The sequence below is a fragment of the Lutaonella thermophila genome (assembly GCF_055387725.1).
The window spans coordinates 1999812-2014604 of record NZ_AP043783.1; the positions used below are offsets into that span (position 1 = coordinate 1999812).

At 32.9% G+C, this 14793-nt stretch carries 13 protein-coding genes; all 13 read left to right on the forward strand.

Annotation, left to right across the window (positions count from 1 at the left end; all coding sequences use genetic code 11):
- The first annotated feature begins 66 nt into the window (after positions 1 to 66).
- The 13 genes from ACZ5CF_RS09390 to ACZ5CF_RS09450 all read left to right on the forward strand — a co-directional run bounded on the left by ACZ5CF_RS09390 (position 67) and on the right by ACZ5CF_RS09450 (position 14788).
- Complete coding sequence (locus ACZ5CF_RS09390) at positions 67 to 282, forward strand: helix-turn-helix domain-containing protein (RefSeq protein ID WP_464579069.1); 216 nt, start codon at positions 67 to 69, stop codon at positions 280 to 282.
- On the forward strand, positions 266 to 2773 hold the full coding sequence (locus tag ACZ5CF_RS09395; protein WP_464579071.1) for an N-6 DNA methylase: 2508 nt from the start codon (positions 266 to 268) through the stop codon (positions 2771 to 2773). Before ACZ5CF_RS09390 ends, ACZ5CF_RS09395 begins: the two co-directional genes overlap by 17 nt.
- A gap of 308 nt (positions 2774 to 3081) precedes the next feature.
- The gene (locus ACZ5CF_RS09400; protein ID WP_464579065.1) at positions 3082 to 3339 is read left to right on the forward strand and encodes a hypothetical protein; all 258 of its coding nucleotides are present in this window, start codon (positions 3082 to 3084) and stop codon (positions 3337 to 3339) included.
- Positions 3339 to 4559: an IS91 family transposase gene (locus tag ACZ5CF_RS09405; protein ID WP_464579067.1), complete on the forward strand. Its 1221-nt coding sequence runs from the start codon at positions 3339 to 3341 to the stop codon at positions 4557 to 4559. Before ACZ5CF_RS09400 ends, ACZ5CF_RS09405 begins: the two co-directional genes overlap by 1 nt.
- A 395-nt stretch (positions 4560 to 4954) precedes the next feature.
- Positions 4955 to 5887 carry a magnesium/cobalt transporter CorA gene (gene corA, locus ACZ5CF_RS09410; RefSeq protein ID WP_464579072.1) on the forward strand — a complete coding sequence of 311 codons (933 nt, stop codon included), beginning with the start codon at positions 4955 to 4957 and terminating at the stop codon, positions 5885 to 5887.
- Between the two features lies 1 nt (position 5888).
- Positions 5889 to 6884: an FAD:protein FMN transferase gene (locus tag ACZ5CF_RS09415; RefSeq protein WP_464579073.1), complete on the forward strand. Its 996-nt coding sequence runs from the start codon at positions 5889 to 5891 to the stop codon at positions 6882 to 6884.
- Positions 6881 to 7648, forward strand: a complete 768-nt coding sequence (locus ACZ5CF_RS09420) for an undecaprenyl-diphosphate phosphatase (RefSeq protein ID WP_464579074.1) — start codon at positions 6881 to 6883, stop codon at positions 7646 to 7648. Before ACZ5CF_RS09415 ends, ACZ5CF_RS09420 begins: the two co-directional genes overlap by 4 nt.
- 180 nt (positions 7649 to 7828) lie before the next feature.
- Positions 7829 to 8797: a COG2958 family protein gene (locus ACZ5CF_RS09425; protein WP_464579075.1), complete on the forward strand. Its 969-nt coding sequence runs from the start codon at positions 7829 to 7831 to the stop codon at positions 8795 to 8797.
- Between the two features lie 273 nt (positions 8798 to 9070).
- On the forward strand, positions 9071 to 10693 hold the full coding sequence (locus ACZ5CF_RS09430; protein WP_464579076.1) for a DNA methyltransferase: 1623 nt from the start codon (positions 9071 to 9073) through the stop codon (positions 10691 to 10693).
- Positions 10686 to 11804, forward strand: coding sequence for a hypothetical protein (locus ACZ5CF_RS09435; RefSeq protein ID WP_464579077.1), 1119 nt, complete (start codon positions 10686 to 10688; stop codon positions 11802 to 11804). The genes ACZ5CF_RS09430 and ACZ5CF_RS09435 overlap by 8 nt, the downstream gene beginning before the upstream one ends.
- Before the next feature lie 269 nt (positions 11805 to 12073).
- Positions 12074 to 13240, forward strand: a complete 1167-nt coding sequence (locus ACZ5CF_RS09440) for a hypothetical protein (RefSeq protein WP_464579079.1) — start codon at positions 12074 to 12076, stop codon at positions 13238 to 13240.
- Between the two features lie 459 nt (positions 13241 to 13699).
- On the forward strand, positions 13700 to 14206 hold the full coding sequence (locus ACZ5CF_RS09445) for a hypothetical protein (RefSeq protein ID WP_464579080.1): 507 nt from the start codon (positions 13700 to 13702) through the stop codon (positions 14204 to 14206).
- A gap of 162 nt (positions 14207 to 14368) precedes the next feature.
- A complete protein-coding gene (locus ACZ5CF_RS09450; protein WP_464579081.1) occupies positions 14369 to 14788 on the forward strand; it encodes a hypothetical protein in 420 nt (139 codons plus the stop codon).
- Positions 14789 to 14793 lie beyond the last annotated feature (5 nt).

Sequence of the window (14793 nt, forward strand, 5' to 3'; positions counted from 1 at the left end):
TTTTGACTTTTTACACAATTTTTTGAGATATAAATGTAAATTAGTGGACTGAAAACAACGTCAGAAATGAACCGAATTAAGGAAGTGTTGGAAGAGAAAGGAATCAAGCAAACTTGGTTAGCTGAAAAACTAGGGAAAAGTTACAATATGGTAAATGCTTATGCTCAAAACCGACAACAACCAAGGTTGGAAACTTTGATGGAAATTGCCAATATATTAGACATAGACGTTAAAGAACTAATAATATCAAATAAAGATTTAAATAATGATAGAAAATACTGAACCAAAAGATGGATATATAATTGACTATGTTTCAGGTCAAGAAATAAAAGGTACACCAGAAGAAATTGAAGCGGTTCAGCCTTTTACTATTCAATTAGTAGAGGATTACAAATATCCAAAGTCAGTATTACAGACTAGACCTCAATTTAGAGTAAAAGCAAGTCCATCTGATACTACAAAAAAATATCCTGTTGATATTGCAGTATTTAAAGACAAAAAGAAAAAAGATGATGATGTTTACATTATTGTAGAATGTAAAAAGAAAACAAGAAAAGACGGTAAAACACAACTTGAAGACTATATGCGTCTTTCTAAAGCTGAATTGGGAGTTTGGTTTAACGGAGAGGAAAGACTGTTTATAAAAAAAGTTGAAGCAAAAGGAAAAGTACTTTTTGAGGAGATTCCGAATATCCCAAATTATGGTCAAAGACTTGAAGATATTGGAAAATTCAAAAGAGAAGACCTAAATGTTCCAAGTAATCTAAAACTGATTTTCAAAGCAATTAGAAATCATTTAGCAGGTAATTTCACAGGTGCGACAAGAGATGAAGAATTAGCTAGAGAATTAATAAATCTTATTTTTTGTAAAATCTATGATGAAAAATTTACTAGACAACAAGATGTTGTTTCTTTCAGAGTTGGAATAGATGAAGACAAAAAAGTTGTCAAAAAAAGAATACTTGAAATCTTTGAAAAAGTAAAAACCAAATACAAGGAAGTAATTGATATTAGCGACAATATCAATCTTGATGAAAACGCCATTGCATATGTAGTTGGAGAGTTACAAAATTACACCTTGATTGAATCAGAAAGAGATGTAATAGCAGAAGCATTTGAAACTTTTATTGGGTATGCTCTAAAGGGAGCACAAGGTCAATTTTTTACGCCTAGAAATTCTGTAAAACTTCTAGTTGAAATTGTAAATCCACAACCAGATGAACTGGTAATTGACCCAGCTTGTGGTTCAGGTGGTTTTCTTGTTGAAAGTTTAAGACATATGTGGAAAAATCTTGACCAACAAGCCAAAGATTTTGGTTGGTCAGATTTAGCTCTAAATGAAGAAAAAACTGCAACTGCAATTCATAAAATAAGAGGAATTGAAAAAGATAATTTTTTATCCAAAGTTGCAAAAGCATATATGGCGATTATTGGAGATGGTAAAGGAGGAATTTTTTGTGAGAATAGTTTAGATAAGCCTTCTAATTGGAAACCTAAAACAAGACAAAATGTAAATTTAGGTCAATACGATGTTCTACTAGCAAATCCACCTTTTGGGAAAGATATAAAAGTAGAAGGTTCAGAAATATTAAATCAATACGATTTAGGATATAAATGGAAATCAGCAGGTAAAACATTTGAAAAAACTAACAAATTAAAGACAGTTGAGACACCACAAATAATATTTATTGAAAGGTGTTTACAACTTTTAAAAGATGGTGGTAGAATGGGTATTGTTCTTCCAGAAACATTTTTTCACGCACCAAGGTCAAGATATGTTCTACATAAAATGCTTGAAAACAATAACCTGACTTGGGTTATTGATTTACCTCATAATACGTTTAGACCTCATAATAATGCTAAATGTTTAGCAATTGTTGTCGAAAAGAATAAGCCACAACAAGAATTAATAAATATGGCTGTCCTTGAAGAAATTGGACACGACCACCAAGGCAAGGATATTTTCAGATGGGATATTGAAACTAAAAAAATTGACCGTACTAAAATTTGGGATGATACACCATTGGTAATTAATGAAATTAAAAATGGATTTTCAAAATATTGCTTTCAAACAAAATCAGAAATAGCTGAAACTAAAAATATTTATGTTCCTCGTTACTATTGGGAAAATAAGATTGAGGAAATTAAAGAAATCGCAGAAAAACAAAATTTACAACTTGTACCGATTAAAAGTTTAATACAGAAAAACATTTTAAAATGTTTTGATGGTCACGGTTCGCCACCAGCTGAGTATAAAGGTCGTGGAGAAGTTACATATGTTCGAGTTAAAGATATTGTTAATTGGGAAGTATATAAAGACCCAACTTCAAGAATACCCGAAGAAATTTATTTGCAAAAAAAAGGAAAAAACAAAAATTTAGAAGTTAATGACGTAGTTTATGTTAGACGTGGGAGTTATAGAATTGGTAGTGTTGCAATGGTTTCACCATTTGACATAAAATCCCTTTTAACAAGAGAAATTTTGGTTTTGAGAGTATTAGATGAAAAAAATGAATATGGACTAAACTCTTACTACTTACTTTATTTACTTTCTCATTTTTTGACACAGCAACAATCTTTCAATAAAATAATGATTGAAACTACTTTGCCGAATATTGGAGATAGATGGAAAGAGTTAATGTTACCTATTTCTAAAGACCCAAAAGTAAGAGAAGAAATTTCTAGAAAAATAAAGAAAGTAATTGATGATAAATGGAGTGCAGTTGAAAGGCTTGAAAAATTAAAAAATGAATTGGGAGATTTGACAACATAGCCAACGCTAAAAGCTATACACATTTGCAATTCGCTCAAGCCAACACACAAGCCCAAAATTGCAAAAGAGTATGTCTTTGCCAACGCTGAATGACAATCTGAACGGAATAAAGCCAGCGTACAACAACGTATATAAAAAATAGCGGTTTAATCGCTTAATCGAAACAAAATGAATAAATTAGAGGTCTGTAATAATCTGAAAAGTTAGTGCTTAAAAATCCGCTACTTTTCATATACAAGACCGTTGTACGTAATTTATGCCCACTTTTTCTCAATAGCATTAACTTTTAAGGTTTTAAATTATTAATAATGAGAGAGATAACTTTAAATAAAAAGCAATTTTCTGTTTTTAATGATTACGATCAATTTCAGATTTTTGATGATGTTTTTTCAGATTTAGAAACAGTAGCTTCTGAGACGGATAAATTATTTGAACAATTTGATTGTGTTGTAGTTAACGAAAAAGATGATATATTTGGGGTAAAGAATGGAAAACGTGAGCTATTGATTCCTGGTGCTACCGAAGCCTTTTCTATTGCTCTAGAAGTTTTCGAAGACATTAGTTAATGTGTGTTACTGAAAGAAATATATCTACACAAAATAGTCAACTTGAGAAAAAATATACACTGGCTAGTTTCTTTCGTGACCACTGGGATGATTACCTTTCCAATCCTAAATATCCTGTAAAGGACCATCAGCGCTATGCGGTTCAGGCGATAATGAAATGCCGAACATCAGAATTGGGCAAGGATGTTTATAAATGCAAGGATTGTGGAGATAAAGTCGATGTATTTTTCAGTTGTAAAAATAGGTTTTGTCCAACTTGTAGTTGGAGAGATACTTTAAATTGGGCAGAAACATTACATGGTCAATTATTAAATGTTCCACATCGCCATGTAGTGATGACCCTTCCCCATCAATTAAACAGCTTAATCAGGAGAAATCCTAAAATCTTTTATCAAATATTGATGAATGAGTCTGCTACATTATTGAAAGACTATATACGTAAAGTCTATAATGTTGAAATAGGTGTTGTGAGTGTTTTACACACCTATGGAGAGCGCAAAAATTTACATGTTCATGTGCATATGATTGTGAGTTGGGGCGGTATTGATATGAAAAACAATAAATTAAAAAGCATACCCATAAGTGATAAGATAGACTATTTAAAACTTAAAGAAAGCTTTAGAAGTCGGATCATAAAACGTATAGATTTGGCTTATTATAAGGATGATTTACAACACAACTTTACAGATGAGCAATCATACGCTGATTTTAAGGACAAATTATTAGAAAAGAAATGGATTATTCATTTAGAGCCACCGATGAATATGCCTGAGCAAATCATCAGATACATCGGCCGTTATTCAAAGCGTGCTTGTTTAAGTGAATACAAAATCACAGACATATCAGGTGAATACATTAGTTTTAGGTATAAAGATTACAAAGAAAAAACAGCAGAAGGTAAACCCAAAGAAAAAATTCTACGTTTACATTATCGTGATTTTTTTCCACTGTTGCTTCAGCATGTTCCCTTGCCAAATTTTAGAGTAGTTCGTTACTATGGTATTTATAATGCAAGGACAAAAATACCAAAATCGTATACAGAAAAACCGGCATACAGAGAAAGAGAAGAATTAACTCCATTTATAGATAATAGAAAAGAGTGTAGAATATGTTCAGGAAGTATGGAGCATGTCAAAACAATTATTAAACCAGGCAGTGTTTTGTGGTTTATTAATCAAAGAAAATATAGGCGGAAAATAAAAGAAAAATTGGCGGCTTAATTAACACATGGGATAGGTATGCCTTGTTGTGAATAAAATCGAAAAAAAGTGGTTCTGAAAGCCTACAAACAATAAAATAAGGCAAATATTAGCGATGAAAATGATGAAAATTTACACGGATAAAATTTTAAGAGCTGGCAATATATCAAAGCTTGGAAAATTGTATAAAAAGTCATTTTTTGAAATTCTAATAAATAAGTACACTCTAGAAAAAAACTACGTACAACACAGGCTATACACAATAGCTCGGGTTTAGGTGTGAAAAGCGAAAGTCCAAAATTATTTACTAAATTTGTAATAGAAACCCATAATGAAAGGCTTTTTTGCGCGCTACTGTGCATAGCCACAAGACGTTAGGCACAAGCTAAAACAACACGACAAATGAGAAAAATTGAATGATAAAATATGTAAGTATAGAAAACGGACAATTCAAAATGGGGACAGGAAAGAATTTCCTGCATACCGACATTATTTGGATTGACCTGTTAAATCCTACCGAAGAAGAAATAGTACAGGTAGAAAAATCTTTTGGCGTAGAACTATTCACAGCGCAGGAGCGTGAAGAAATTGAATCGAGTTCCAAATTTTCAGAAACTGAAACCGAAATAGGCATAAACCTAAATTTTCTACGAGCAGAAAATGGAAACTACATCAACGAGCCCGTTTCGTTCATACTGAAGGACAAATTTCTAATTACACAGCGCCAACAGGAGTATAAAACGTTTACGGATACCTACTTGAAAATGCGTTCTGTAAAACCCAAAAATGGTTTTGACATCTTTTTAGAAATACTTGAAATTCGCATTGACTTTGATGCCGACCTGATTGAGAACATCACGGAGCAAATAACCAAAATCAGTAGAGATTTGGTTAAGGACAATGACCCAGAACGTGAACTACTTTTGCAAATCACGGCTTTTCAGGAATCCACTATTTCTATTCGTGAGAATATTATAGAAAAGCAACGGATTCTTTCATCCATTTTAAAGAGTAAGTTTTTCCCGAAAGACAATTATGAAATGTTTCGTGTAATGATTAAAGACATTGGCTCTTTGCTCGACCACACCAGTTTCAACTTTGAACGATTGGAATTTTTACAAAACACATTTCTGGGTTTGGTGGATATGGAGCAAAACCGAATTATCAAGATTTTTACGGTAGTCACCGTTGTGTTTATGCCTCCCACACTTATTGCCAGTATGTACGGAATGAACTTCCAGTTTATGCCCGAATTGGACGAGATTTGGGGTTATCCTTTTGCAATCATACTTATGGTGATGTCCTCTGTACTCACATTACTTTTCTTCAAACGTAAAAAATGGTTATAAAATGAAAAATAAATTATTCCTATTACTTATTATTTCAGCCATTATTTTTAGTTGTGACCAAAAAGAAAAATTTGAAATTTATCAAGGTAAAGTATTTGGTACCTATTACAAATTTCAAATTCAGTCGGAAACAGATTTTAAACTAGCCATTGATTCAATTTTCATAGCAATAAATACTGCTGCCAACTCTTACAATGAAACATCTGAAATTTCCCGTTTTAATCGAGAAGGTTCGTTCACTAACCCTTCTGCCACATTTGTTCAAATGTTGGATAGTGCAAAAAGTTATTACTCATTAACAAATCATTATTTCAATCCTGCTCTTTATCCGCTAATCAACGAATGGGGTTTTGGGTTTAAAAACCGTTCCAATTTGGATTCGATTACGGTTGATTCCTTAATCCAACTAACAGAATTTGAAAAAGTCATCACTTTTAACAATGCCAAGGTAAAAGCCCTACAAAAAGGGGCTATGGTAGATTTGAGCGGTTTAGGGGAAGGTTTTGCGTTAGACCAAATTGCTCAAATCCTAAACAAGAACAATGTACAAAACTACATGATAGAAATAGGTGGAGAAATGAAGTGCAAAGGAGTAAATAGCAAAAATGAAGCTTGGCGAATTGGAATTGAAGACCCCAATGTTTCCATTGAAGAACGTGGAACTTCTTTGATGAAAATTGTCAAACTCAATAATAAATCGATAAGCACCTCGGGGAGCTATAGAAAATTTTATACGGATAGTTTGGGAAACAAATATCCACACATTATAAACCCGAAAAGTGGCTATCCTGTAACTCATAATTTATTAAGTGTGAGTATTCTATCCAACTCGTCAACCGAAGCTGATGCCATTGCAACGGCCTGTATGGCAATGGGTACTGAAAAAGCAAAATCTTTTCTAAAATCAATGCCCCATCTTGATGGCTTGTTGATTTATGACCAACAAGGCGAATTAAAAACTTGGGAGACAGGCCATTTTCCGAACGAAAAACTATGAACATACTTCAAGCCATATTACTTGCCATTATAGAAGGACTGACCGAGTTCTTGCCTGTTTCGTCAACAGGGCATATGATTTTAGCATCGTCAGCAATGAAAATACACGATGATGAATTTGTAAAAATCTTCGAGATTTTCATTCAATTGGGGGCGATACTTGCCATTGCCCTAATGTATATCAAGCGTTTTCTGCAAGGCATAGAAATTTACACCAAACTTTTGGTTGCTTTTGTACCAACTGCCATTATTGGCTTTTTAGCTTACGACTTTATTAAAGCCTATTTATTTAACCCAGTGGTCGTTTCAATCTCGCTTATTTTAGGCGGAATTGTACTGATATGGATTGACAAAAGAGTAATTAGGACCAAAAGCAAAGTTGATACGCTTGAAAATATCCCGTTCAAAAATGCCTTTTATATCGGACTAATGCAGTGCCTGTCAATGATACCAGGAACTTCAAGAGCAGCAGCTACAATCATAGGCGGAGTATTTAACAAGTTGGACAAAAAACAAGCAACGGAGTTTTCTTTTCTATTAGCAATTCCGACAATGTTTGCTGCTACAGGTTACGACTTACTGAAAAGCCCCATCAATTTTGACAAGCAGGAAATTTTAATGCTTGGAATCGGCCTACTTTTCGCATTTGTAAGTGCTTGGGTTGCAGTAAAGATTTTTCTGAAAATAGTAGAGAATTACGGATTCAAACACTTTGGTTTTTACAGGATAATAATCGGACTAATATTCTTATTGACAATGACTTGAAAGAAAAAGCCTGTGCCTAACATTGTATAAGAGCAATAGCGGGTAAAGTGCTAAAATCAAAGCAAATGCGCTTAATAAATTTTTGTGGTGGCGGACAGGTAATCGCCTTGAAGTCCGCTACTGCTCTTATACTTGACCGTTGTGGCTAATGTGAGAAAAGCCGAAAATGAAATTTAAAATATGACAATAAAAGAAGCTATTTTAAAAAGTCTTGACGACATAAACGGACTGACAAACTATATGGAAGTTCACGACCACATTGTAAAAAATGGTTATTATGACTTTGGTTCAGCTAAAACACCACCTGCAACAATTTCGGCACTTTTGGGAGATTTTATTAGAAATGGAGATTCTCGTGTTAAAAGAATAAAGCAAGAAGGAGGTTCATACGCATATTATTTGACCAAAAACGAGCAAGATATAGGAGTTGAAATCTTGTCTGGCTCGACAGAAACGCCTTCAGCAAAACTACCAAAGGTTAAAGGAAAAACATACAATGAAAGAGATTTGCATAAACTTTTGAGTAGCTATTTAAAAAACACAAAAATCTATTCAAAAACTATTTTTCACGAGCAATCAAAATATGGAAAAGACAACAATCAAATTTGGACACACCCAGATATGGTTGGCGTTAAATTTTTGAATTTACAAACTAAAGTCAGTCAGAATTTTTTAAAGTCAATCAATAGAGTTGACACTTTTAAATTAAGCTCTTACGAAATAAAAAAAGAAATCAACTCGGACTCTGAATTGAAAAAAGCCTATTTCCAAGCAGTTTCAAATTCAAGTTGGGCGAATTACGGTTATTTAGTTGCTTTTGAGTTTAGCGATAGCTTATCGGACGAAATGGAACGATTAAATCAATCTTTCGGAATCGGAATAATCGAACTGAACGCAAATCCATACCAAAGTAAAATTCTGTTTCCAGCAACTTATAGAGACCTTGATTTTAAGACAATTGACAAACTCTGTAAAATAAATAAGGAATTTGAGCAATTTATAGAACAAACCGACAGATTAATGACAGCACAGGAACGTTATTACAAATCGACTGAAAAAGAGCTTGACGAATTTTGTGATGACTATTTTGAAAACGATACGGAAATTGAAAAATATTGTAAAGAAAATAATATACCAAACGGAGAATAAAAAACTAGCCACAACAATGGCTATAAGTAATTGCTTGTTCTCGCCTACGTCTGAAAATCCGCGAGGATTTTCAGTTTGGTGTGTACTTGCAAAGTTAAGTGCTAAACCACGCAACTACTCATAGCCGAGACCGTTGTGCCTCATTGTAGAAAGCCAACCGCACAAATGGCACATTTGGTTTTTGCAGACACACAGCCCAACGCTGAAAAACCAAAAGAGCCATTTTTTTGCTAACACACGAAGAAAGAATCTTAACTTTAAAAAAAAAGAAAAATGCAGACGACATTATTTGAAAATATAATTAAACAAGACCAGTCCAAGAAAGAAATTTCTCACAAAGCAGAATCCTACAAAGGACTTTATGCAATGCACAAATATTGGGGAAAGAAGCCTTTCAATATTATGGCTGACTTTATTAAAAAATATACTTCCCATAATGAAATAGTCCTTGACCCATTTTGTGGCTCGGGAGTAAGTGTGTCAGAAGCTGTATTCAATGGAAGAAAAGGAATAGGAATAGACATCAATCCAAGCTCTATTTTAATTACCAAAAATGTAATTCAGAATATTGATATAAAGCTCGTTTTAAATGAGTTCAATAAAATTGAAGCTAAAGTAAAGGATAAAATTCAGGAATTATATGTCGTTGAAAGAAATGGTCAAAAGTATGAAGGACAAAACTTTTTATGGGAAAATGGAGAACTAACAGAAGTTCGATATTCAAACGGAACAAGAAAAAGATATTCAGATGTTCCTAATCAAATAGATATTGAAAAAGCCGTTGAAATAAGTTACGACAAGATTAGTACTTTTTTTCCAAAAGAAAAATTTTTCCATAATTCCAGAATCAACGCTAACAGAGAAAATCAGACTTCCGACTTATTTACACCAAGAAACCTACTCGCTCTTTCATTGATTTATCAAGAAATTGAAAATATTACAAATAATCAAATTAAAGACTTTTTCAAGTTTTGCTTTACCGCATCTTTGGGGCAAGCAAGCAAAATGGTTTTTGTTATTAAGAGACGTAACAAGACAAAAGAAAAAGGTTCAACAAAAATTTCAGAGAAAAAAGAAATAGGAAGTTGGGTTATAGGATATTGGATGCCAAATGATTATTTTGAAAATAATGCTTGGACTTGCTTTGAAAATAGATTTAAGAAAATCTTCAAGGCTAAAAAAGAGCAAAGCAAATTGGGTCAAAATTATCGACAAGGAAACAATTTTGAAGATCTCGATAAAACAGATTTTCTATTGGTGAAAAGCCCATCTCAGGATTATCTAAAATCTCTACCTGAAAATTCCATTGATTATATTTTGACTGACCCACCGCACGGTAACAGAATACCGTATCTTGAATTAAGCTTACTTTGGAATAGTTGGTTGAAAGAGAATGTAGATTTTGAAAAAGAAATAATTATTAGTGAATCGAAAGACAGAAAGAAGGATAAAAACGATTATAATACCCTTATGTACTCTGTTTTCAAAGAGTGCTTTAGAGTATTAAAGCCAGAGAAAAAACTGTCTTTTATGTTCAATAGCCTTGATGATGATGCTTGGATAAGTTCAGTTGAGATGTTTAGAAGTATTGGCTATAAATTAGAACTTGTAGAAACCCTTGGTTATTCTGCCAACTCTGTTGTTCAAGATAATAGAAAAAATGGCTTGCAAACCGACTTCATCATAACTTATTCTAAACCTATACACCCTATAAGTACAGACAGGTTGGAAATAATAAGGTTTTCAGAATGCCCTGACCTTATAATGAGAATATCCGAACTAAAGGGAAAGGGCTATAAATCCTATCAAATAATGAATCACATAATGAAAGAGTTATTATCACAGGATAAATTTTTAAATGTTACAGAACTTATAAAAGAAATAGATAATGCCTAAAAATTTTGATTATTGGAAGAAGCAACACGACAGTGAAGAGCTTAAAGAATTTAATAGTGATAGACTTGGCACTCTTTGGCTAAAAGTTAAGTCTATCGTCAGAAGGGAATATATAAATCAATTCTGCCAAGATAATGATATTGAACTTGAAAGCACAAGGCTAAATGCTCAATTCAAAGAATTGTACAATATCCTATCTGAGAACTTAGACGAATCTCACAAATTGCTTAACGATTTCATTTATAGACAAAACGCGTCTGAATTAAACGAACTTGACACTGACAGTCTAGTTCAAGAACTATATAAGGTTGAAACGTTTAAGTGGGGTGCTGACAATCAAAACGATTTAGGCAAGTATCTTGTCAAAAAATACATTAAGGACAACACCTCTTATGATTATCTTATCGAACAGATGGAGACAGGGATTCTTGGAACTGTTCAGGACTATCTCGTTTGTAGTTGGTATAACCATTGGTCAAGTATCTTAATAGAGCATTTGTTCAAATCTCACGTAGTAGTTTTACCAACTGTTGGACAGATAAAAAGTGTCGATTTCTTTATAAATGAAATCCCATTTGACCTTAAAGTAACATATCTGCCAACGAATTTTATTGAATTTGAAAGAAAACAGGCAGACCTAAGACCTGAATTGACAACACTTAAGCAAGCTGCAAGGGCTGCAAACATAAAGTTCAATAATGAAGATTCTAATCTTTACTACTCTTTAACTGAACGATTGAAAGATAAGGGCGGACAAGCAGCACAGGCAGTTGATGAAATAAGGCAATTTAGATTGGACTTGATAGATAGAGTTAAGGCTGACCCGCTACTATTAGCCCGTAATCTTTACGAAAATCAGAGTGATTTTAGATTCGGTGCTGAAAACAGAATTTTTCTAATCCTAATTGACAGGACTGATTTTGACCAATCTTGGAAGTTGAAAAGAAACGTAGATTTATTGAAGCCTGCAATTCACTCATACCTTGACACTTTTAAGCAAAAATCAACAAATGATTTGAAACTTGAATTTTACAAACAAGGTGATTCTGCAAGATTTCCTAAAAAATACGAAGTTTTGACCGATGTAATTATAGTAGAACGTGATAACTAAATGCCAACTCACAACAGCCATACACATTGCCAAGTCACACCAGCCGACACGCAAACCAAAACTTGTCAAAGAGTATGTCTGTCCTGCCGCACGGACGAAAAAGAAACAACGAAGGCACAACATTGTATAAGAGCAATAGCGGGTGAAGTGGTAAAATCAAGGTCTGTGCATTTAAGAAACTTTGGGATTGGCGAACAGGTAATCGCCTTGAAATCCGCTACTGCTCTTATACTTGACCGTTGTGCATCATTTGAATCAACCAAATTCTAATGTCAAAAAAGAAAAACAAGAGTAAGAAAAAAACTAAAAGAGAAATTAATAATATTCTGAAATGGATTGGTGGATTTATTCTTGGTGCAGTAACAATCTACGGAGTCATTCTTCAAACACCTCAATACAAAGAATATTTAAGGGAAAAAGAAAAACCAATTGTTGAGTTATATCAAAATAACCTTGGTTTTGACCACTTTTTTCCCAACAACATCGAGCTTGCGTATCCGATAACAAATAGAGGAAATTCCAGAGCCGAAAATATTGAATTACACTTAATTGTTCCCGGAGATTCAAAAATTCATTTTATCCCTAATGTTTTTGAACTTATAAAAATTAAAGAAAGTGATATTGTTGGAAAGGAAAATATTGATAGTCTTCAATTCAAAACATTAATTTATAAATGTAAAGCATTGGACCCAAATGAACATTCAATTCTTTACATCTCGATTAATAAAAAGAAGTTCGAAAAATACAACTCTCTGAAAGAGATTAAAATATCAAAACCTTTTGAACAAAAAAGAGTTGTAACACCGAATTTTGAATATTTTAAATTCAAGCAGGGAAAAGGAGTAATCACTCTAAAAGACACGCTCATTCTTGTTGACAAAGCTGTTTACCAAGAAAACAAAATTTTAGAAAAGAAAAATCCTGATAAAGATGATGTAGAACACACAAAACGAGTTATTCAAAACTCAATTTCAGAGCTTGAAAAAGCTTTATTAGACTTGAATAATTTTGATAAAATCTTAAACAACATTTCATCTGAACCCAATAAAAACAACATAAATAATGAAAGGGGCTTCTTTGAGCTGAAAGAATATTCTAAATTATCGGAGGACGTAAAACTATTTCAGGTTGTAACAGATGATTTGTTCAAATTCTTTCTCATTTCAAAACGTAATATCGATTTCATTGTTAAAGACTGGAAAAGGGAAAACTTAACCGAATTTGAGGGTGTTCAATTAATCAATGCTTACAAAAGTGAATTAATTACTGCTATAAATATTTTAAAATCAGAAGAATTAAGGCTGTCAGGAAAAATTAGTGATAATGAATTTAACAATTCAATTTCCCACATAATAGCTGAAAAAGTTCGGAATGACAATGATTATATAGAAAACCTTTTAGAAACAAAAACGATGCACAACAATGGCTATAAGTAATTGCTTCTACTTGCCTACTTTGGAAATTCCTGCGGAATTTCTAACTCGGTGTGTACTTTCAAAGTTAAGTGTTAACCCACGCAACTACTCATAGCCGAGACCGTTACCTATAATTCGCAAAAAAATACACTTTACGTGTATTATTCCGGTTGAATTCCCTCCTATTCTATCTTTTTTATAAGCCGAATAATTTGAGCTTCATTGAAACTACTCGGAATTTTTAATTGGGTAAATCCTGCCCATGCCGAACGGCTAAAGCTCAAAAGTTGTTGCTAGCCCTTATTTTGCGCTTGCAAACAATAGGTAACAATGGCTATAATTCAACGTTGCTTTTTTGGTAAGTAAAAAATTCCTACATTTATGAAGGCTGATTTCTTAGCGGAAAATCCTAAGCGGATTTTCCACGTCGAAATCATAGCCGAGAACGTTGTAAGTAATTTAAAAAAAACGCATTAAAATATGAATGATTTAATATTCACCCAATTTCCAGCAGTCACAATTGCTACTAATACTTTTATAAATTGTCCAGTACCATTAAAATTTGATGACACGAATTTAATTGAATTAGTGCAGGAGGAAAAAGTTGGATATACAACTCAAATTCCGATTTATCATTCTGATGGAACTTATTTAGCAAAAGTAGTTGGCAACAGAATATTCCCAACTGAAGATGGGAAAAAAGTCGGACTGAAAATTGAAAAAAAAGCAAATGTTTGGGAATGTCAAATGGAGAAACAAACACTTTTCGAAATCCATCAACAATCTGGAACTGCATTTAGAACGCAAGCTGAATTATATACGCCAACTGGTCATTTTGTTAAATGTACCGATTCACCACAACTTGGATTAATTGATATTAATGGAAATGCCTTACTGGTTGGTGGAATTACAATGATTGGAAATGTATTTAATGGAATGCAAACTGGTGTTTGGATTAAAAGTGATGGTTCTGTATCAATTGGATAAAAAACTACTTACAACAACGGCTATAGTTCATTACGGCTGAAATTCCTATTCGGAATTTCAAGCCTTTTTGCTAAATTTATGGTTACGGCGGAATGATACTCGCGTACCATTCCGTAACGAAACCATAGCCAAAACCGTTGGCAATAATATAACAGTACAAAAATGAAACGAATATATTTTGACCAGTTAGGGAAAGGAAATTATTGGATTATACTGATAATCTTGTCGCTGATTTGTATTGTAATTGGAATAACTGAACCGTTTGAATTTGAAAATGAAAAAACCTATAAATACATAAGTGCAATTGGTTTTTTATTGCAAGCAGTATATTTCAGCAAACTTTTTTGGTATAAAAATACTGTACAATGGAATGATAAAGGAATCGTAATTCGAATCAAATCATTTTTTGGAAAATCATTACGATTTGACCAAATAAAAGCAACTGAACTGAATGGAAAAACTTTGACTTTGATAAAGACTGACGGAAATAAAATTACGCTTGACTTAAATGAGTTTTCGGAATCTGACACGCAAAAACTGAATGGAATAATGATAAAAAATACTATTGCCAACAATGTATAAAAATA

What these genes read in the sequence shown, in the direction of transcription:
- ACZ5CF_RS09390 (WP_464579069.1), top strand. Translation starts at nt 67, where the DNA reads ATGAACCGAATTAAGGAAGTGTTGGAAGAGAAAGGAATCAAGCAAACT.
- ACZ5CF_RS09395 (WP_464579071.1), top strand. Translation starts at nt 266, where the DNA reads ATGATAGAAAATACTGAACCAAAAGATGGATATATAATTGACTATGTT.
- ACZ5CF_RS09400 (WP_464579065.1), top strand. Translation starts at nt 3,082, where the DNA reads ATGAGAGAGATAACTTTAAATAAAAAGCAATTTTCTGTTTTTAATGAT.
- ACZ5CF_RS09405 (WP_464579067.1), top strand. Translation starts at nt 3,339, where the DNA reads ATGTGTGTTACTGAAAGAAATATATCTACACAAAATAGTCAACTTGAG.
- corA (WP_464579072.1), top strand. Translation starts at nt 4,955, where the DNA reads ATGATAAAATATGTAAGTATAGAAAACGGACAATTCAAAATGGGGACA.
- ACZ5CF_RS09415 (WP_464579073.1), top strand. Translation starts at nt 5,889, where the DNA reads ATGAAAAATAAATTATTCCTATTACTTATTATTTCAGCCATTATTTTT.
- ACZ5CF_RS09420 (WP_464579074.1), top strand. Translation starts at nt 6,881, where the DNA reads ATGAACATACTTCAAGCCATATTACTTGCCATTATAGAAGGACTGACC.
- ACZ5CF_RS09425 (WP_464579075.1), top strand. Translation starts at nt 7,829, where the DNA reads ATGACAATAAAAGAAGCTATTTTAAAAAGTCTTGACGACATAAACGGA.
- ACZ5CF_RS09430 (WP_464579076.1), top strand. Translation starts at nt 9,071, where the DNA reads ATGCAGACGACATTATTTGAAAATATAATTAAACAAGACCAGTCCAAG.
- ACZ5CF_RS09435 (WP_464579077.1), top strand. Translation starts at nt 10,686, where the DNA reads ATGCCTAAAAATTTTGATTATTGGAAGAAGCAACACGACAGTGAAGAG.
- ACZ5CF_RS09440 (WP_464579079.1), top strand. Translation starts at nt 12,074, where the DNA reads ATGTCAAAAAAGAAAAACAAGAGTAAGAAAAAAACTAAAAGAGAAATT.
- ACZ5CF_RS09445 (WP_464579080.1), top strand. Translation starts at nt 13,700, where the DNA reads ATGAATGATTTAATATTCACCCAATTTCCAGCAGTCACAATTGCTACT.
- ACZ5CF_RS09450 (WP_464579081.1), top strand. Translation starts at nt 14,369, where the DNA reads ATGAAACGAATATATTTTGACCAGTTAGGGAAAGGAAATTATTGGATT.